Annotated in this window: 16 protein-coding genes; 5 read left to right on the top strand and 11 right to left on the bottom strand. The window is 68.1% G+C overall.

The genetic code is table 11. The features are described from left to right. Position 1 precedes the first annotated feature (1 nt). The 5 genes from ODI_RS07445 to ODI_RS07425 form a co-directional block, all read right to left on the bottom strand. Positions 2-286: a DUF1330 domain-containing protein gene (locus ODI_RS07445; protein ID WP_067759774.1), complete on the bottom strand. Its 285-nt coding sequence runs from the start codon at positions 284-286 to the stop codon at positions 2-4. Between the two features lie 10 nt (positions 287-296). After that, positions 297-1202: a 3-deoxy-8-phosphooctulonate synthase gene (kdsA, locus tag ODI_RS07440; RefSeq protein ID WP_098020868.1), complete on the bottom strand. Its 906-nt coding sequence runs from the start codon at positions 1200-1202 to the stop codon at positions 297-299. A 26-nt stretch (positions 1203-1228) separates the two neighbouring features. Continuing rightward, complete coding sequence (locus ODI_RS07435; RefSeq protein ID WP_067759777.1) at positions 1229-2887, bottom strand: CTP synthase; 1659 nt, start codon at positions 2885-2887, stop codon at positions 1229-1231. Positions 2888-3010: 123 nt separating this feature from the next. Then, positions 3011-4819: an aminopeptidase P family protein gene (locus ODI_RS07430; RefSeq protein ID WP_408635938.1), complete on the bottom strand. Its 1809-nt coding sequence runs from the start codon at positions 4817-4819 to the stop codon at positions 3011-3013. 11 nt (positions 4820-4830) lie between these two features. Next, a complete protein-coding gene (locus ODI_RS07425) occupies positions 4831-5745 on the bottom strand; it encodes a LysR substrate-binding domain-containing protein (protein ID WP_067759779.1) in 915 nt (304 codons plus the stop codon). Between the two features lie 124 nt (positions 5746-5869). On the opposite strand from ODI_RS07425, the gene ODI_RS07420 reads away from it, so the two are divergent. Together ODI_RS07420 and ODI_RS07415 are read left to right on the top strand one after the other, a co-directional pair. Continuing rightward, positions 5870-6958 (top strand): tartrate dehydrogenase, encoded by a 1089-nt coding sequence (locus tag ODI_RS07420; protein ID WP_067759782.1) that lies wholly within the window; start codon positions 5870-5872, stop codon positions 6956-6958. A gap of 113 nt (positions 6959-7071) precedes the next feature. Next, positions 7072-8094, top strand: a complete 1023-nt coding sequence (locus ODI_RS07415) for a Bug family tripartite tricarboxylate transporter substrate binding protein (RefSeq protein WP_082985524.1) — start codon at positions 7072-7074, stop codon at positions 8092-8094. 46 nt (positions 8095-8140) lie between these two features. Here ODI_RS07415 and ODI_RS07410 read toward each other — a convergent pair whose 3' ends face one another. Further along, complete coding sequence (locus ODI_RS07410) at positions 8141-9007, bottom strand: LysR substrate-binding domain-containing protein (protein WP_067759784.1); 867 nt, start codon at positions 9005-9007, stop codon at positions 8141-8143. Positions 9008-9115: 108 nt separating this feature from the next. Between ODI_RS07410 and trpB the strand changes: the two genes are divergently transcribed. Further along, complete coding sequence (trpB, locus tag ODI_RS07405) at positions 9116-10324, top strand: tryptophan synthase subunit beta (RefSeq protein WP_067759786.1); 1209 nt, start codon at positions 9116-9118, stop codon at positions 10322-10324. Continuing rightward, positions 10321-11157, top strand: coding sequence for a tryptophan synthase subunit alpha (gene trpA, locus ODI_RS22255; protein ID WP_067759789.1), 837 nt, complete (start codon positions 10321-10323; stop codon positions 11155-11157). Before trpB ends, trpA begins: the two co-directional genes overlap by 4 nt. 80 nt (positions 11158-11237) lie before the next feature. Here trpA and ODI_RS22250 read toward each other — a convergent pair whose 3' ends face one another. The 3 genes from ODI_RS22250 to ODI_RS07390 form a co-directional block, all read right to left on the bottom strand. Continuing rightward, the gene (locus ODI_RS22250; protein ID WP_067759791.1) at positions 11238-11891 is read right to left on the bottom strand and encodes a 3-oxoacid CoA-transferase subunit B; all 654 of its coding nucleotides are present in this window, start codon (positions 11889-11891) and stop codon (positions 11238-11240) included. A 17-nt stretch (positions 11892-11908) separates the two neighbouring features. Continuing rightward, positions 11909-12607 (bottom strand): CoA transferase subunit A, encoded by a 699-nt coding sequence (locus ODI_RS07395; protein WP_067759794.1) that lies wholly within the window; start codon positions 12605-12607, stop codon positions 11909-11911. A 135-nt stretch (positions 12608-12742) separates the two neighbouring features. After that, on the bottom strand, positions 12743-13210 hold the full coding sequence (locus ODI_RS07390; protein WP_067759796.1) for an acyl-CoA thioesterase: 468 nt from the start codon (positions 13208-13210) through the stop codon (positions 12743-12745). A 98-nt stretch (positions 13211-13308) separates the two neighbouring features. On the opposite strand from ODI_RS07390, the gene ODI_RS07385 reads away from it, so the two are divergent. After that, positions 13309-14955 carry an electron transfer flavoprotein-ubiquinone oxidoreductase gene (locus tag ODI_RS07385; RefSeq protein WP_067759798.1) on the top strand — a complete coding sequence of 549 codons (1647 nt, stop codon included), beginning with the start codon at positions 13309-13311 and terminating at the stop codon, positions 14953-14955. A 78-nt stretch (positions 14956-15033) separates the two neighbouring features. Here the strand turns inward: ODI_RS07385 and acs are convergent, their stop codons facing one another. Together acs and ODI_RS07375 are read right to left on the bottom strand one after the other, a co-directional pair. After that, positions 15034-17013, bottom strand: a complete 1980-nt coding sequence (acs, locus tag ODI_RS07380) for an acetate--CoA ligase (protein ID WP_067759801.1) — start codon at positions 17011-17013, stop codon at positions 15034-15036. A 93-nt stretch (positions 17014-17106) separates the two neighbouring features. Further along, positions 17107-18354, bottom strand: a complete 1248-nt coding sequence (locus ODI_RS07375) for an MFS transporter (protein ID WP_067759861.1) — start codon at positions 18352-18354, stop codon at positions 17107-17109. Positions 18355-18428 lie beyond the last annotated feature (74 nt).

Here is an 18428-nt window from a genome sequence, read left to right as displayed (position 1 = left end):
TTCAGATCCCTTGAACGATGAACATATTCATGACGGCCGCGCCCTCGCGTGCCTGGCGGGCGGCGCGGTAGGTCTCGGACTCGTAGAAGGCCTGCGCCGCCTCGACGTTCGGAAACTCCAGCAGCACGGTGCGGCCCGGTTCGCGCCCTTCCAGGTGCTGGGTCTGGCCGCCGCGCACCAGCACCTTGGCGCCATGCTCGGCCATCGCCTGCGACGACAGTCGCTTGTAGTCTTCATACTGCTGCGGGTTGCTCACCGAGACGTCGGCGATGAGATAGGCGCTCAAGGCGGCTCCTTCAGTTGAAAGCGTTTTCGATGAAGCCCGCTCGCTTGGTCGCCGCATCCAGCGCCACGAGCGTCTCCAGCAGGGCTTCGATCTTGTCCAGCGGCACGGCGTTCGGGCCGTCGGACATGGCCTCGCGGGGGTTCGGGTGGGTTTCCATGAAGAGACCCGCCACGCCCACGGCCACGGCCGCGCGCGCCAGCACCGGCACGAATTCGCGCTGGCCGCCCGAGGACGTGCCCTGCCCGCCCGGCAGCTGCACCGAGTGGGTGGCGTCGAACACCACCGGACAGCCGGTGTCGCGCATGATGGCGAGCGACCGCATGTCCGACACCAGGTTGTTGTAGCCGAAGGACGCCCCGCGCTCGCAGACCATGATGTTGCGGCCGTCGTTGCCGCTGGCCAGCGAGGCCTCGCGCGCCTTGATGGCCACCTGCTTCATGTCTTGCGGCGCCAGGAACTGGCCCTTCTTGATGTTGACCGGCTTGCCGCTGGCCGCGCAGGCGCGGATGAAGTCGGTCTGGCGGCACAGGAAGGCCGGCGTCTGCAGCACATCCACCACCGCGGCGACTTCATTGATCTGGTCGATCTCGTGCACGTCGGTCAGCACCGGCACGCCCAGCGCATCGCGCACGTCGGCCAGGATCTTCAGGCCCTCGGCCATGCCGGGGCCGCGGAAGGACGTGCCCGAGCTGCGGTTGGCCTTGTCGAAGGAGCTTTTGTAGATGAAGGGAATGCCCAGGCGCGACGTGATTTCCTTCAGCTTGCCCGCCGTCTCGAATGCCATCTCGCGCGACTCGATCACGCAGGGACCCGCGATCAGGAAATAGCGGTGCGCCAGCCCCGCCTCGAAGCCGCACAGGCGGATGGTGTCCTGGCCGGAGGCCTGCGGGGCGGGAGTGGCTGCGCGATCGGTCATGGGCGGTCGGGGTCCTTGGGCGGGGCTCAGGCGGCGGCGGTCTGCGCGCGTTCGGTCTGGTGGGCCAGCACGGCTCGGATGTAGCTGCTGAAGAGCGGGTGGCCGTCGCGCGGCGTGGACGTGAACTCGGGGTGGAACTGTACGCCGACGAACCAGGGGTGGCCGGGCAGCTCCATCATCTCGGGCAGGTTCTCGGTGGGCGTGCGCGCACTGATCACCATGCCGGCCTCTTCGAGGCGGGGCACGTACACGTTGTTCACTTCGTAGCGGTGGCGATGGCGTTCGTTGACCTCGTCGCCATAGATGCGCTGGGCCAGCGTGCCGCTCTTGACCGGGCAACGCTGCGAACCCTTGCGCATGGTGCCACCCAGGTCCGAGGTTTCGCTGCGGGTCTCGACCTTGCCTTCGCGGTCCATCCACTCGGTGATGAGGGCCACCACGGGGTGCGGCGCGGAAGGATCGAACTCGGTGCTGTTGGCGCCGCCCAGGCCCGACACGTGGCGGGCGAACTCGATGACGGCCAGCTGCATGCCCAGGCAGATGCCCAGGTAGGGCACCTTGTTTTCACGGGCGTAGCGGATGGCGGCGATCTTGCCTTCCGTGCCGCGCTTGCCGAAGCCGCCGGGCACCAGGATGCCGTCCAGGTGCTTCAGCGCATCGGTGCCGTTGGCCTCGATTTCCTCGGAGTCGATGTACTCGACCACCACGCGGCTGCGCGTGTGGATGCCGGCGTGCACCAGGGCTTCGCTGAGCGATTTATAGGATTCGGTCAGGTCGACGTACTTGCCGACCATGCCGATGCGCACTTCGTGCTCGGGATGCTCCAGCGCATCGACCAGGCCGTCCCACATGGACAGGTCGGCGGGCGGGGGCGTCAGGCCCAGGGCTTCGCAGACCAGCGAGTCGAGGCCCTGCTTCTGCAGCATGGCGGGAATCTTGTAGATCGAGTCGACGTCCCAGACCGAGATCACGGCGTCTTGCGGCACGTTCGAGAACAGCGAGATCTTGGCGCGCTCGTCATCGGGGATCGGGCGGTCGGCGCGGCACAGCAGCGCGTTCGGGATGATGCCGATCTCGCGCAGCTTCTGCACCGAATGCTGCGTGGGCTTGGTCTTCAGCTCGCCGGCCGAGGCGATGTAGGGCACCAGCGTCAGGTGCACGAAGGCCGCGTTGTTGCGGCCCAGGCGCAGGCTCATCTGGCGCGCGGCTTCCAGGAACGGCAACGACTCGATGTCGCCGACCGTGCCGCCGATTTCCACGATGGCGACGTCGGTGGCGCCATTCCAGGCGGCATCGGCGCCACGGGCGACGAAGTCCTGGATTTCATTGGTGATGTGCGGGATGACCTGCACGGTCTTGCCCAGGTAGTCGCCGCGGCGCTCCTTGCGCAGGACCGATTCGTAGATCTGGCCGGTGGTGAAGTTGTTCACCTTGCGCATGCGCGCGGTGATGAAGCGCTCGTAGTGGCCCAGGTCCAGGTCGGTTTCGGCGCCGTCCTCGGTCACGAACACCTCGCCGTGCTGGAACGGGCTCATGGTGCCCGGGTCGACGTTGATGTAGGGATCGAGCTTGAGCAGCGTCACCTGGAGGCCGCGCGACTCGAGGAGGGCGGCGAGCGAAGCGGCGGAGATCCCTTTGCCCAGGGAAGACACCACGCCGCCGGTGACAAATACGTACTTGGTCATCGTCTGTAGCGTCCGGGGCGACCGGACGCGTGCGGGAAATTTGGATTATAGCTGGCCGCGCGGACCGGCTTCGAGGCCCGGGCCGACTTTTACGTTTCCCTACGGAAAACGGGGCGGCAAGCCTCAGGCCTCGCCCACCGGGGCGTCGTCCAGCGGCAGGGTGCGCTCGCGCAACCAGGCCAGCGCCTCGCCCGACAAATAAGGGGACAGACGGTCGCGCACCTCGGCGTGATAGGCATCCAGCCATGCGATCTCGTCCGGCCGCAGCAGGCCGGCGGCGATGCAGCGGGTGTCGATGGGGCACAGGGTCAGCGTCTCGAAGCGCAGGAACTCGCCGAACTCGGTCGTTTCCGCCGGCACGGCCAGCACCAGGTTCTCGATCCGGATCCCCCACCGGCCCGGGCGGTACAGCCCCGGCTCGTTGGACGTGATCATGCCCGGCTGCATGCCGGTGTGCGGCCCGGGCTGGGCCCGGAAGGAAATGCCCTGCGGGCCTTCGTGCACGTTCAGGAAATAGCCCACGCCGTGGCCGGTGCCGTGCCCATACTCCGCCCCGCCCTCCCAGATGGGCGCGCGGGCCAGCGCATCCAGCGCCGACGCCGGCAGGCCGCGCGGGAAACGCGCGCGCGACAGCGCGATCATGCCCTTCAGCACGCGGGTGTAGTCACGCTTCTGCTCGGCCGAGACCGTGCCCACCGGCACCACGCGGGTGATGTCGGTGGTGCCGTTCAGGTATTGCCCGCCCGAATCGATCAGCAACAGCCCGTTCCCCTCGACGGCCGCATGGTGCGCGGGCTCGGCCCGGTAATGCGGCATGGCGCCGTTGGCGTTGTAGGCCGCGATGGTGGGGAAGCTGGGGCAGACATAGGCCGGGCGGCGGGCACGCGCCACGATCAACTGCTCGTCGATGGTGATTTCGGTGACCGGCAGGCCCGCGCGCTGCGCCGCCTCGAACCACGAGAAGAATTCGCACAGCGCCGCGCCGTCTTCCTCCATGGCGCGGCGCACGTGGGCGGCCTGGGCCTCGGACTTCACGGATTTCAGCAACTGCGAGGGATTGAGCTGCTCGACGATGGCGGCGCCCGCCGCCGCCAGCAGTCCCGCCGTCACGCGGGCCGGATCGACCAGCAGCGTGTCGTCGCCGGGCAGGCTGGCCAGCGCGTCGACGATGGCCTCGTACGGTTCCAGCGTCACGCCGTCCTGGGCCAGCGCGGCCGCCAGCGCGGGCGGCACCTTGCCCGGCGCCACGTAAAGACGCGCGGCATCCTGGCCCAGCAAGGCATGCGCCAGGAAGACCGGGTTGTAGTCGACGTCGGCGCCGCGCAGATTGAACAGCCAGGCGATGTCGTCGAGCGAGGAGACCAGGTGCCAGCCGGCGCCGGCCTTCCGCATGGCCTCGCGCACGGCAGCCAGTTTTTCCGAACGCGGCTGGCAGGCATAGGCCGCGTCATGTTCATACACCGGCGCGGCGGGCAGGCCCGGCCGCTCGGGCCAGGCGCGCGCCAGCGGATCGGCGTCGTCCACCACCACCAGGCCTGCGTCTTCCAGCGTGTCGCGCAGGCGGCGCGCGGCCGACAGCGACAGCACCTGGGCATCCACGCCGACGCGGGCGCCCGCCGGCGCATGCCCGGCCAGCCAGGCCAGCGGATCGCCATGCTCGCCGGGCTGGCGGAACAGGTCCACGCCCGTGCCGGCAAGCTGGCGCTCGGCCTGCTCCCAATAGCGGCTGTCGGTCCAGACGCCCGCGGCATCCGGGGTGACCACCAGCGTGCCGGCCGAGCCGGTGAAGCCGGAGAACCACTCCCTGCCCTGCCAATATTCCGGCAGGTATTCCGACAGGTGTGGATCGGACGAGGGCACGATGCAGGCGTGAAGGCCGGCATCCTTGAGGGCGGCGCGCAGCCGGGCGAGGCGTTCGGTCACGGGAGGAATCGTCGCGGAAGTCATGGCGAGCATGATAATGCGCTGGCCGCGAAATCCACGAATGCCCGCACGCGCGCCGCCGACCGGTGGCGCGGCGCGTACACGACATAGACGTCGGCGTCCGGCGTGGCGTAGCTCGGCAGCACCTGCACCAGTTCGCCCGACGCGAGATAACGCGCGATGTCCCATTCCGCGCGCATCAGGATGCCGTGGCCGGCCAGCGCCCAGTTCACGGCGATCTCGCCATCATTGGTGGCCAGGTTGCCGAAGGTCTTCACCGCGTCGGTGCGCGCCTGTTTCCCGCGTCCATGCGTGAGCCGCCACAAGCCATAGGCCTCTTCGCCCTGGCGGATGCCGATGCAGTTGTGGTGGGCCAGGTCGGCCGGCGTGCGCGGCGTGCCGCGGCGCGCAAGATAGCCGGGCGCCGCGCACAGCAGGCGGCGGTTGGGCGCGATGCGGCGCGCCACCACACGCGCCTCGCGCGGCGCGCCGAAGCGCACGCAGACGTCGAAGGCGTCCTCCGACAGCGGCGGCGGGTTCACCGAGAGCTGCAACTGCACGTCGACCTCGGGATGCTTCTGCACGAAGCGCGAGATCAGCGGCCCCACATGGCTGCGGCCAAAGCCCAGGGTGGCATTCACGCGCAGCAGCCCCTTGGGCACCGCGCGCGAAACGCCCAGCGACTCTTCCATTTCACGCAAGGCATCCAGGATGCGGCGCGCATGTTCCAGATAGACCTCGCCGTCGGGCGTCAGGCTCATGCGGCGCGTGCTGCGATTGACCAGCGGCACGCCCGCGCGCGCCTCCATCTGCGCCAGGTGGCGGCTGACCGCCGGCGTCGTGATGCCCAGTTCGCGCGCGGCCGCGCTCAGGCTGCCGGCGCCTGCCAGCACCGAGAAGAACCCCAGGTCCGCCGGCTGTATCGCATTGGCCATGTGATGTCCCATTGTTAAACACAGGTAAACAATGCTTTCACTATAGCGGGACGCGCGGCGGCCCGCCGCTTCCTATAGTGCCCCGGTGGATCGCACACGCATTCAGCTTATCGAGGAGCCCCGCATGAAGACCTACGCCATCGCCACCATTCCCGGTGACGGCATCGGCAAGGAAGTGATTCCCGCCGGCCAGCAAGTGCTGGAACAGCTGGCCGCCACCAGCGACCGCTTCCGTTTCGACTTCGAGAACTTCGACTGGGGCGGCGACTATTACCGCGCCCACGGCGTCATGATGCCGGCCGACGGCCTGGACGCCTTGCTGGACAAGGACGCGATCCTGTTCGGCTCGGCCGGCGACCCCGACATTCCCGACCACATCACGCTGTGGGGCCTGCGCCTGAAGATCTGCCAGGGCCTGGACCAGTATGCCAACGTGCGTCCGACCCGCGTGCTGCCCGGCATCGATGCGCCGCTCAAGCGCTGCGGCCCGAAGGACCTGGACTGGGTGATCGTGCGCGAGAACTCCGAAGGCGAGTATTCCGGCGTGGGCGGCCGCGTGCACCAGGGCCATCCGATCGAGACCGCCACCGACGTGTCCATCATGACGCGCGCCGGCGTCGAGCGCATCCTGCGCCATGCCTTCCGCCTGGCGGCTTCCCGTCCGCGCAAGCAATTGACCGTCATCACCAAGAGCAACGCGCAACGCCACGCCATGGTCATGTGGGACGAGATCGCCGCCGAGGTGGCGCGCGAGTTCCCCGACGTGCGCTGGGACAAGGAGCTGGTGGATGCCGCCACCGCGCGCATGGTCAATCGCCCCGCGACGCTGGACACCATCGTGGCCACCAACCTGCACGCCGACATCCTGAGCGACCTGGCCGCCGCGCTGGCCGGCAGCCTGGGCATCGCGCCCACCGGCAACATCGATCCCGAACGCCGCTATCCCTCGATGTTCGAGCCCATCCACGGTTCGGCCTTCGACATCATGGGCAAAGGCCTGGCCAATCCCATCGGCACCTTCTGGTCGGTGGTGATGCTGCTGGAACACCTGGGCGAAGACGAAGCCGCCGCGCGCGTGATGCAGGCCATCGAACACGTCACGGCCAATCCCGCGCTGCACACGCGCGACCTGGGCGGCCAGGCTGGCACGGCCACCGTCACGCAGGCCGTCTGCGATTACCTGGCGCAAACAGCCACGCGCAAGGCCGCCTGAGCCCGCGCGCGGGAGGCGGCCGCGCGCCGGCCTCCCGCCGACTTGCACCTTGCCAGTCATCAGTGCCCATAAAAACGAAGACGACGCAGATCGATAAAACGAGGAGACAGGACATGAAGACTCACGCGCAATCCTTGCCCCGGCTGTCATTGCCCCGCCTGGCCACGCCTGCCGCAGCCCTGCTGCTCGGTGCCGGCGTGCTTGTCGGCCTGGCCGCCAGCCCCGCCGCCGCCCAGGACTGGCCCGCCCGGCCGATCAGCCTGGTCGTGCCCTTCCCGCCCGGCGGCACCACCGACGTGCTGGCCCGCGCCCTGGGCGAAAAGCTTTCTGCGCGGCTGGGCCAGCCCGTCGTGGTGGAAAGCAAGCCCGGCGCCGGCGCCACCATCGGCGCGGATTACGTCGCGCGCGCCAAGCCCGATGGCTACACCCTGTTGGTGGGCGCGGTGCACCACACCATCGCGCCCAGCGTGTATCCCAGGCTGAGCTACGATTTCCAGAAGGATTTCGCGCCGCTCACCACCATCGCGATGGTGCCCAACGTGCTGGTCGTGAACGCCGAGCGCAACCCGGCGAAATCGGTGCAGGAGCTGGTCACGCAGCTGAAGGCCGAGCCGGCGCGCGCCACCTATGGTTCCAACGGCAACGGCACGGCCCAGCACATGATCGGCACGGAGTTCCAGGCGCAGACGGGCGCCGCGCTGACGCACGTGCCCTACAAGGGCAGCGGCCCGCTCACCACCGACCTGCTGGGCGGCCAGATCCTGATGTCCTTCGACACCATCACTCCGGTGCTGCCGCACATCCGCACGGGCAAGCTGCGTGCGCTCGCCATCTCCACCCGCGAACGCTCGGCCGCCCTGCCCGACGTGCCGACGCTGGCAGAGGCCGGCCTGAAGGACTTCAACATCGGCACGTGGTTCGGCGTGCTGGCGCCGGCGGGCACGCCCGAGCCCGTGCTGGCAAAACTGTCCACGGAAATGGTCGCGGTCATCCAGTCGCCCGAGTTCGGCAAGACCATGGCCGAGATCGGCGCACAGCCGGTAGGCAATTCGCGCGAGGAAATGACGAAGCAGATCAGCGACGAGACCGCGAAATTCTCGGCGTTGGTGAAGGCAGCGAACATCCGCATCGAGTAAGGCTGCCGCGCCCGCGCAGGCACGGTGCGCCACCCTCGATGCGCCGTTACTGCGTGGCCTCGGCTTGCAACCATGCCCGCAGGCGCGCCACGGGCCTGCCCGCATCGGGCCGCGCATACAGGCTGAACGTGCCGACCCTGGCCGCGAACCCCAAGGGCGCGACCAGGCGTCCGCTACGCAGGTCCGCCTGCGCCAGCATCTCGGGCGCCACGCCGATCCCCAGGCCCGCCGCGGCGGCTTCCAGCATGTGGCCCAGCTGATCGAAGATACGCGGCGTCCCGGCCCCGCCCAGCGCCACGCCGCAAGCCCCTGCCCATTCCTCCCAGGCCGAGGGGCGGGAACTCGTGTGCAGCAGCGGCTCGCGCAGCACGTCGGCAGGCGCCAGAATCCGCTGCGCGACAGCGGGCGTGCACACTGGCCCGATCGTCTCGGGAAACAGCGGCGTCACCACGAGCCCGTCGGAACGGCCTGCCTGCGCGAGGATCAGGGCGTCCACATTGCCCCGCTCCAGGTGCGACAGGTCCGTCGCCGTTTGCAGCCTGACGCGGCACTCGGGATGCGCGCGCTCGAAATGCTCCAGACGCGGAATGAGCCAGTTGGACAGCAGGCTGGCCGGCGCCCCCACGACCAGCTCGGCGGACTGCCCGCGGCCCCGCAGCGCGACGCAACGCTGCTCCAGCAGATCGAAGGCGGGCTGCGCCGCGCGCTGCAGGTCATGCCCCGCCGCGGTCAGGCGCACGCCGTCGGCATGGCGCTCGAACAGCTTGCAGCCCAGCCAGGTTTCCAGCTGCCGGATCTGCTGGCTGACCGCACTGTGCGATACGCCCAGGGCCTGGGCGGCCAGCGTGAAATTCCGATGGCGGGCGGCGCTGTCGAAGACCCGCAGCGCATTGAGGGGAGGCAGGGTACGCATGAAGATGCCGTTAGAAAATCTAATATCCGATCAGAAAAAATCTTTGATTTATCTGGGAAAATTTCCTCAATACCATAGCAGACATGTTTCCCTCTTCACGGTGACGCCATGCCTGCCACGCCACATCCCGCACAACCCGACGCCCGGGGACAATTCGGCCCGTATGGCGGGCGCTACATGCCCGAGACCCTGACGCCCGCCCTGGACGCGCTGGAACGGACCTATCGCGAGATCCGGCACGACGAAGCCTTCTGGCAGGCGTACCGCGGGCTGCTAGCGGATTACGTCGGCCGCCCGACCCCGCTGTTCCATGCCCAGGCCATCAGCGAGGAAACCGGCGGCGCGCGCATCTTCCTGAAGCGCGAAGACCTGAACCACACTGGCGCCCACAAGATCAACAATTGCCTGGGCCAGATCCTGCTGGCCCGGCGCATGGGCCGCAGCCGCATCATCGCGGAAACGGGCGCGGGCCAGCACGGCGTGGCCACCGCCACCGTGTGCGCGCTGTACGGCTTGCGCTGCGAGATCTACATGGGCGCCGTCGACGCCGCGCGGCAGGCAAGCAACGTGGCGCGCATGAAGATGCTGGGCGCCACGGTCCATCCCGTCCACGACGGCAACGCCACGCTCAAGGACGCCATGAACGCCGCCATCCGTGACTGGATCGCGCACCCGGACGACACCTATTACCTGCTGGGCACGGGCGCGGGCCCGCATCCTTACCCCTGGATCGTGCGGGAGTTCCAGAAGGTCATCGGCGAGGAAACCCGCGCGCAGATCCTGGCGCATACCGGCAGACTGCCCGATGCCATGATCGCCTGCATAGGCGGCGGCTCCAACGCATTGGGATTCTTCCACCCCTTCCTGGCGGACAGCGCCGTGCACCTGATCGGCGTGGAGGCCGGCGGCCACGGGCTCGGCACGGCCCGCCATGCCGCGAGCCTGAACGCGGGCCGGCCCGGCGTGCTGCACGGCTGCCGCAGCTATTTCCTGCAGGACGACGACGGCCAGATCCTGAACGCCCACTCCATCTCGGCGGGCCTGGACTACCCGGGCGTGGGCCCCGAACACGCGCTGCTGCACGATGCCGGACGCGTGCGTTATGTCTCGGTCACCGACGAAGAGGCCATCGATGCCTTCCACTGGCTGACGCGGCGGCAAGGCATCGTGCCGGCGCTGGAGAGCGCCCACGCCCTGGCATTCGCGCGCAAGCTCGCGCCCGGCCTGGGGCCGGACAAGGTGGTCGTGGTCTGCCTGAGCGGCCGCGGCGACAAGGACATCGGCACCGTCCTGCACGCCGAGGGAGCACGGGCATGAGCGGGCAACAGCATCGCAGCCGCCAGGCGAACCGCCTGCAGACCGTGACCGATGCCCTGCGCGGGGCAGGCCGATCCGGGCTGGCGGCCTACTTCACGGCCGGAGACCCTTGCCATGACAGTTGCCTGTCGCTGCTGCAACGCCTGCCCGCCGCCGGCGCCGACGTGATCGAGCTGGGCATTCCCTTCAGCGACCCGCTGGCCGACGGCCCCGTGCTCCAGCGCGCCAACGCGCGGGCGCTGCGGGGCGGACAGACCTTGCGGCGCACGCTGGCGCTGGTGCGGGCATTCCGCCAGGGCGACGACGCCACGCCCCTCGTGCTCATGGGTTACCTGAACCCCGTGCTGCGGCATGGCGTGCCCGAGTTCCTGGCGGAGGCCGCGCGGGCGGGCGTCGATGGACTCATCCTGGTCGACCTGCCCACGGAACACGCCGAGACCATCGACGCGCATGCCCGCAAGCACGGCATCGCCATGATCCGGATGTCCGCGCCCACCACGCCGGATACGCGCCTGGACGCCATCGCGCGGCAGGCAAGCGGGTTCATCTATCACATCATGCTGGCGGGCACGACCGGCGCCGCCTTGCCACCAGAGGCGGCCATCGTCGAATCGCTGCAGCGCATCCGGGCCAGGACCCTGCTGCCCGTCGTGGCAGGCTTCGGCGTGCGCACCCCCGCGCAGGCGCAGGCTGTCGGCCGGCATGCCGACCTGGTCGCGGTCGGCTCCAGGCTGGTGGAAGAGCTGGAGCACAACGGCGTCGAGGCCGCGCTGCACCAGGTTCGCCTGCTGTCACAGGCGCTGCGGGCAGGCACGCGGCAAGCGCCGGCGTAAGGCCGCAAGACAGGAAAGCAAAGAAAAACGCCGGCGTCTGCGCCGGCGTTCTTCATGCAGCGCGCAAGCTGCCAAGGCCATCAGGCCACCGCAGACACGTCCAGCTTCGCCTGCGTCTTTTCCTGCACTTCCTGCACCGTGACGCCAGGGGCCAGTTCGACCAGCTTCAGGCCGTCCTCGCCCACTTCCAGCACGCCCAGGTCGGTGATGATGACATCCACCACGCCCAGGCCCGTCAGCGGCAGCGTGCACTCGGGCAGCAGCTTGATGTCGGTGGTGCCGTCCTTCTTCTTGGCGATGTGCTCCATCAGCACCACCACGCGGCCCACGCCGGCCACGAGATCCATGGCGCCGCCCATGCCCTTGACCATCTTGCCGGGGATCATCCAGTTGGCCAGGTCGCCCTTTTCCGACACCTGCATCGCACCCAGGATCGCCAGGTTGATCTTGCCGCCGCGGATCATCGCGAACGAGTCCGCCGACGAGAAGAACGACGAGCCCGGCAGCGTGGTCACGGTCTGCTTGCCGGCGTTGATGAGGTCGGGGTCGACCTTGTCTTCCGCCGGGAAGGGGCCGATGCCCAGCAGGCCGTTTTCCGATTGCAGCCACACCTCGATGCCCGCGGGCACGTGGTTGGCGACCAGGGTGGGCAGGCCGATGCCCAGGTTCACGTAGAAGCCGTCTTCCAGTTCGCGCGCGGCGCGAGCGGCCATTTCATCGCGGGTCCATGCCATGTTGTCTCTCCTTCTCGTCAGGCCGCGCGAACGGTGCGTTGCTCGATGCGCTTCTCGGGGGTCGCGTTGACCACGATGCGCTGCACGAAGATGCCGGGCAGATGGATCTGGTCCGGGTCCAGCTGGCCCACGTCGACCACCTGCTCGACCTCGACGATCGTGACCTTGCCGGCCATGGCGACGTTGGGGTTGAAGTTGCGCGCGGTCTTGTTGAAGACGAGGTTGCCGCTACGGTCGGCGATGTGCGCCTTGACCAGCGAGACATCGGGCGTCAGCGAACGCTCCATCACGTATTGATGGCCGTCGAACTCGCGCACTTCCTTGCCTTCGGCCACCAGCGTGCCCACGCCGGTGCGCGTGAAGAAGGCCGGGATGCCCGCGCCACCGGCACGCAGCTTTTCCGCCAGCGTGCCCTGCGGCGTGAATTCCAGCTCCAGCTCGCCCGAAAGGAACTGGCGCTCGAACTCCTTGTTCTCGCCCACGTAAGAGGCGATCATCTTGCGCACCTGGCGCGTGGCCAGCAGCAGCCCCAGGCCGAAACCGTCGACCCCGGCGTTGTTGCTCACGCAGGTCAGGTCCTTCACGCCCGAATCGCGCAAGGCGGCGATCAGGGCTTCGGGAATCCCGCACAGGCCGAAACCGCCCACGCCGATCATCTGGCCATCCTTGACCAGGCCTGCCAGCGCCTCCTGGGCGCTCGCATAGACTTTGTCCATCTCTCCAGCTCCTTACAGGTTTGTCGTTCCTGCAAGCCGGCGGCTTACCGGCTTGCGGTCCTGCCTTGCCTTGCTTTGCCTCGTGGCGGCCCTGTCCGGGTCCATCGCCTTGCGGGCCATTGTAAACAGAGCCCGTCACCCTTCCTGGGGCGCGGGCAGCATCAGTGTGCCGAAGTGTTGCAGTAGCGCAGGCGGCCACGGTTCCGAGCGGTTGGCCTGGTAGTCCATCCATACCAGCACGTTGCGGCCGCTGGCGTAAGGCGTGCCCTGGTCGTCGGGCGGCGTCAGCAGCAGGTCCATCGTCAGGCTGGCACGCCCGATGGCCGCCACGCGATGGATGACGCGCACCATCGCCGGATAGACCACCGGCCGCAGGAAATCGCAGGAGGCATGCGCCAGGATCGGCCCGGTATGCGCCGCCACCTGCGTGCGCGCGCTGTAGAAGATCTGCATGCGCGCCTCTTCCATCAGCCGGAAATACAGCGTGTTGTTGAGATGTCCCATCGCATCCATGTCGCCCCAGCGCACGGGCAGGTCGATGTGGTGGACGTCGCCGACCGCCAGCGTGCGGGTCGGCAGGGAGGTGTTCCGTGCATGGCTCATGGGCTTGCTGTCTCCTGCAATGTCGCCAGCCCGGCAATTCAGCCGGGCCGCCTGCAATACAATCGCACAAATCATTCCAGCCTTCGGAGAATATGGCAATGTCAGAGCGCGAATCCATGGAATACGACGTCGTCGTCGTGGGCGGCGGACCCGCCGGCCTGGCCACCGCGATCCGCCTCAAGCAGTTGGCCGCCGAGCGCGGCCACGACGTTGGCGTCTGTGTGCTGGAAAAAGGCGGAGAGATCGGCGCGCACATCCTGTCCGGCGCCGTCATGGACCCGGGCGCGCTGACCGAACTCATTCCCGACTGGAAGGACAAGGGCGCGCCGCTGGACACGCCCGTCACCGAAGACCAGTTCCTGTTCCTGACCACCACGGGCTCGCGCGCCACGCCCAACTGGCTGCTGCCCGCCTGTTTTCACAACACCGGCAACTACATCGTGCGCCTGGGCGACGTCACCCGCTGGCTGGGCGAGCAGGCCGAAGCCCTGGGCGTGGACATCTTCCCCGGCTTCGCGGCCGCCGAAGTGCTGTATACCGAAGACGGCGCCGTGCGCGGCGTGGCCACGGGCAACATGGGCGTGGGCCGCGACGGCAACCCCACCGACCAGTTCCAGCCCGGCATGGAACTGCTGGCGCGCTACACGGTCTTCGCCGAAGGCTCGCGCGGCCACCTGGGCCGCCAGCTGATCGAACGCTTCAAGCTGGACGCCGACAGCGACCCGCAAAGCTACGGCATCGGCCTGAAGGAACTGTGGGAAGTCAACCCGGCGCAGGCCCACCCGGGCCGCGTGGTCCACACCGCCGGCTGGCCGCTGGATGCCGATACCTATGGCGGCGCCTTCCTGTACCACCTGAAGGACAACCTGGTGGCCGTGGGCATGGTCGTGGGCCTGGACTATGCCAACCCCTGGCTCTCGCCCTTCGAGGAATTCCAGCGCTACAAGACCCACCCCGCCATCCGCCCCACCTTCGAAGGCGGCAAGCGCGTGGCCTATGGCGCGCGCGCCATCACGGCGGGCGGCCTGCTGGCCTTGCCCAAGCTCGACTTCCCCGGCGGCGTGCTGGTCGGCTGCGAGGCCGGTTTCCTGAATGCCTCGCGCATCAAGGGCAGCCACGCCGCCATCAAGTCCGGCATGATGGCCGCCGAGGCCGCCATGGACGCACTGCAGGCCGGCCGCAGCCACGATGCGCTGACGGCCTATCCGCTGGCCTTCAAGGATTCGTGGCTGCATGCCGAACTGAACAAGTCGCGCAACTTCAAGCAGTGGTTCAAGAAGGGCCGCACCGTGGCCACGCTGATGACCGGCGTGGAGCAGTTGCTGCTCAAGGGCAACATTCCCTGGACCGTGCATCGCACCAAGCCCGACCACGCCTGTCTGCAGCCGGCGTCGCAATGCGCCCGCATCGACTATCCCAAGCCCGACGGCAAGCTCACCTTCGACCGCCTGAGCTCGGTGTTTCTCTCCAGCACCAACCACGAGGAAAACCAGCCCGTGCACCTGACGCTGAAGGATGCCTCGGTGCCGGTGTCGGTGAACCTGGCGAAGTACGGCGGCCCCGAGGCGCGCTATTGCCCTGCCGCGGTCTATGAGTTCGTGAAGGACGAGCACGGCGGCGACCGCTTGCAGATCAACGCGCAGAACTGCGTGCACTGCAAGACCTGTGACATCAAGGACCCCACGCAGAACATCGTGTGGGTGACGCCGCAAGGGGGCGAGGGACCGGTGTACAACGGCATGTGAGGCCCGCGATATCCAGCGCATGAAGAAGAACGGGACGCCATGGCGTCCCGTTCTTCTTTTCCAGGCCAGGCCTGCGTATTACTGCGACTTCGCCAGCTGCTCCAGGATCGCCGGGTTTTCCAGCGTCGACACGTCCTGCGTCACTTCCTCGCCCTTGGCGACCACGCGCAACAGGCGGCGCATGATCTTGCCCGAGCGGGTCTTGGGCAGGTTGTCGCCGAAGCGGATGTCCTTGGGCTTGGCGATGGGGCCGATTTCACGGGCCACCCAATCGCGCAGCTGCTTGGCGATGGCCACGGCCTCTTCGCCCTCCGGACGGTTGCCCTTCAGGACCACGAAGGCCACGACGGCCTCGCCGGTGGTGTCATCGGGACGGCCCACCACGGCGGCCTCCGCCACCAGCTCGTGCGAGACCAGCGCCGACTCCACTTCCATGGTGCCCAGGCGGTGGCCCGAGACGTTCAGCACGTCGTCGATGCGGCCCATGATCCAGAAATAGCCGTCGGCGTCGCGCTGCGCGCCGTCGCCCGCCAGGTAGTAGCCACGCAGCTCCGACGGGAAGTAGCTCTTCTTGAAGCGTTCCGGGTCGCCCCAGATGTTGCGGATCATGGACGGCCACGGACGCTTGATGACCAGGAAGCCGCCGTTGCCCTGCTCGACGTCGGCGCCCGTCTCGTCGACGATGGCGGCGGTGATGCCGGGCAGCGGCAGCGTGCACGAGCCGGGCTTCAGGGGCGTGGCGCCCGGCAGCGGCGTGATCATGTGGCCGCCGGTCTCGGTCTGCCACCACGTGTCGACAATCGGGCAGCGTTCCTGGCCCACGTTCTTGTGATACCAGATCCAGGCCTCGGGGTTGATGGGCTCGCCCACCGTGCCCAGGATGCGCAGGCTGGACAGGTCGTAGTTGCGCGGATGCGCCTCGGGCGTGGCTTCCGATGCCTTGACCAGCGAGCGGATGGCGGTGGGCGCCGTGTAGAACACGGTGACCTTGTGGCGCGCCACCATGTCCCAGAAGCGGCCGGCGTTCGGATAGGTGGGCACGCCTTCGAACACGACCTGCGTCAGGCCGGCGGCCAGCGGGCCGTAGGTGATGTAGGTGTGGCCGGTGATCCAGCCCACGTCGGCCGTGCACCAGTAGACGTCATCGGCGCGGGCGTCGAAGGTCCACTTCACGGTCAGCAGCGACCACAGCAGATAGCCTGCCGAGGAATGCTGCACGCCCTTGGGCTTGCCGGTGGAGCCCGAGGTGTAGAGGATGAAGAGCGGATGCTCGGCATTGACCTGCACGGGCGCGCAGGTGTCGGCCTGGCCGGCCTCGACGTCGTGCAGCCACAGGTCGCGGCCTTCGGTCCAGGCTGTTTTCCCGCCGGTGCGGCGGTACACGATCACGTGCTTGACCGCGTCGCAGCCGCCCAGCTTTAAGGCCTCGTCCACGGCGGGTTTCAGCGGCAGGTGCTTGCCGCCGCGCGCCTGTTCGTCGGCGGTGATGACCAGCGTGGCGCCGACATCGACGATGCGCTCCTGCAGGCTCTTGGACGAGAAGCCGCCGAACACCACCGAGTGCGTGATGCCCAGGCGGGCACACGCCTGCATGGCGACCACTGCCTCGATGGACATGGGCAGGTAGATGATGGCGCGATCGCCCTTCTTGTAGCCCAGCTTGCTGATGCCGTTGGCGACGCGGCAGACGCGCGCCAGCAGTTCGCGATAGGTGATCGGGGTGACCGTGCCGTCATCCGCCTCGAAGAGGATCGCGGTCTTGTCGCCGCGGCCGTTATCCACATGCACGTCCAGGCAGTTGGCCGACACGTTCAACTCGCCATCACCGAACCAGCGGTAGAAAGGAGGATCGGATTCGTCCAGCACCTGCGTGAAGGGCTTGCTCCACGTCAGCTGCTCGTTGGCCTGGCGGCGCCAGAATCCTTCCGGATCCTGCTCGGCCTCCTGCGCCAGCTTGCGGTAGGCCTCGATGCCGGAAATGGTGGCACCGGCCGTGGCACGCGCGTCGGGCGGGAACACCCGCGTCTCGTTCAGCGTGGATTCGATGGCGTTCGACATGCTTGTCTCCTTGAAAATTCGTATGCAGGGAAGCCTATCCAGGCCTCAACCCTAATAGTTGTTTTTTTGACTGTCCACCCTATCGCCCGGCTCTTACTGCTGCCTTACAGCGGCCCCCTCTAGACGCTGTTCCAGACCTAGACGAAAGTCGATACGCGAGAGCAGCAACAAGCCCCCGACGAAGAACAAACCGGTGGTCAGGATGGCCAGGCGATGATTGCCGTCCGTCACCCAGGTGACGATGCCGTAGCTGAGCGGCCCGACCACCGCCGCCAGTTGCAGCGCGAAGGTCCAGAGCGCGAAGAATTCCGCCAGGCGGCCCGCCGGCGCCAATGCGCCCGTCATGGCGCGGCCGGCGCTCTGGCTGGTGCCCATGCACAGCCCGGCCAGGCCGGCGGCCACCCAGAACACTTCCACCGTCACGGCGGCATAGGCCGTGAGCACCATGACGATCCAGCCGACCAGCGTGATGGCCAATGCCTTGCGGTGGCCGATGCGGTCCTGCACCGCGCCGAAGGTCAGCGCCCCCACCGCCGCCGCGATGTTCACGACGAAGACCAGCATCATGATCCGCGGCATGTCGAAGTTCATGACCTGCTCGGCGTACACCGCCGCCAGCGTGATGACCACCGAGATGCCGGCCTGGTAGCAGGCGCCGCACATCAGCAGCTTGCGGAACTCCGGGAAGTGCTCGCGCGTGTCGCGCCAGGACTGCGCCAGGCGGCGCAGCATGCCGGTGGTGGCGCCGCCCACCTGCGCATGCGGCACGGTGCGTTCGCGCAGCATCAGGAACGACGGCAGGGCCGAGAGGCCGAAATGGCAGGCCACCGCCAGCATGATCCACGGCACGTACTGCGCGGCGGTCTGCCCCGCCCCTTCCGCGCGCGTCACGATGAAGAGCGCGACGCCCAGCGCCAGCATGCCGCCGAAGTAGCCGAAGCCCCAGCCCCAGCCCGATACCTTGCCCAGCGCCTGCGGCGCGGCCAGCTCGGGCAGGAACGAAGCGACGGCGGACTCGCCGACGCTGTAGCAATAATTCGAGATCACGATGGCCAGCAGCGCCAGCCAGATCGCGCCCGGCCCCACCTGCGTGAGCAGCAGCGTGCCGGCGATGCAGCCCACCGTGCTGGTGAAGAGCAGCCGGCGCTTGGCCGCGCGCGCATCGGCCCGCGCGCCCAGCGTGGGCATGGTCAGCATCACGGCCAGGTAGGACACCGAGAGCGCCGCGGTCCAGGCCAGCGTCGCCCAATCGGCGCCGCCCGCCACCACGCCCACGAAGTAGGTGCTGAACACGGTGGTCAGCACCACCGTGGTGTAGCCCGAGTTGGCGAAGTCGTACATGGCCCAGGCCCAGACTTCGCGCTTCTTCACACCAGGATTCAGGCTCCCGGCTCCGCCAATCTCGGGTTTCAAGG

The organism is Orrella dioscoreae, assembly GCF_900089455.2.
GTDB classification, from domain to species: domain Bacteria; phylum Pseudomonadota; class Gammaproteobacteria; order Burkholderiales; family Burkholderiaceae_B; genus Orrella; species Orrella dioscoreae.
This window is presented reverse-complemented; position numbering and strand designations above follow the sequence as displayed.

Excerpts from the sequence above, each read along its gene's own strand:
- kdsA (WP_098020868.1), bottom strand. The coding sequence starts at position 1,202 with ATGACCGATCGCGCAGCCACTCCCGCCCCGCAGGCCTCCGGCCAGGAC.
- ODI_RS07435 (WP_067759777.1), bottom strand. The coding sequence starts at position 2,887 with ATGACCAAGTACGTATTTGTCACCGGCGGCGTGGTGTCTTCCCTGGGC.
- ODI_RS07425 (WP_067759779.1), bottom strand. The coding sequence starts at position 5,745 with ATGGCCAATGCGATACAGCCGGCGGACCTGGGGTTCTTCTCGGTGCTG.
- ODI_RS07420 (WP_067759782.1), top strand. The coding sequence starts at position 5,870 with ATGAAGACCTACGCCATCGCCACCATTCCCGGTGACGGCATCGGCAAG.
- ODI_RS07415 (WP_082985524.1), top strand. The coding sequence starts at position 7,072 with ATGAAGACTCACGCGCAATCCTTGCCCCGGCTGTCATTGCCCCGCCTG.
- ODI_RS07410 (WP_067759784.1), bottom strand. The coding sequence starts at position 9,007 with ATGCGTACCCTGCCTCCCCTCAATGCGCTGCGGGTCTTCGACAGCGCC.
- trpB (WP_067759786.1), top strand. The coding sequence starts at position 9,116 with ATGCCTGCCACGCCACATCCCGCACAACCCGACGCCCGGGGACAATTC.
- trpA (WP_067759789.1), top strand. The coding sequence starts at position 10,321 with ATGAGCGGGCAACAGCATCGCAGCCGCCAGGCGAACCGCCTGCAGACC.
- ODI_RS22250 (WP_067759791.1), bottom strand. The coding sequence starts at position 11,891 with ATGGCATGGACCCGCGATGAAATGGCCGCTCGCGCCGCGCGCGAACTG.
- ODI_RS07395 (WP_067759794.1), bottom strand. The coding sequence starts at position 12,607 with ATGGACAAAGTCTATGCGAGCGCCCAGGAGGCGCTGGCAGGCCTGGTC.
- ODI_RS07390 (WP_067759796.1), bottom strand. The coding sequence starts at position 13,210 with ATGAGCCATGCACGGAACACCTCCCTGCCGACCCGCACGCTGGCGGTC.
- ODI_RS07385 (WP_067759798.1), top strand. The coding sequence starts at position 13,309 with ATGTCAGAGCGCGAATCCATGGAATACGACGTCGTCGTCGTGGGCGGC.
- acs (WP_067759801.1), bottom strand. The coding sequence starts at position 17,013 with ATGTCGAACGCCATCGAATCCACGCTGAACGAGACGCGGGTGTTCCCG.
- ODI_RS07375 (WP_067759861.1), bottom strand. The coding sequence starts at position 18,354 with ATGTACGACTTCGCCAACTCGGGCTACACCACGGTGGTGCTGACCACC.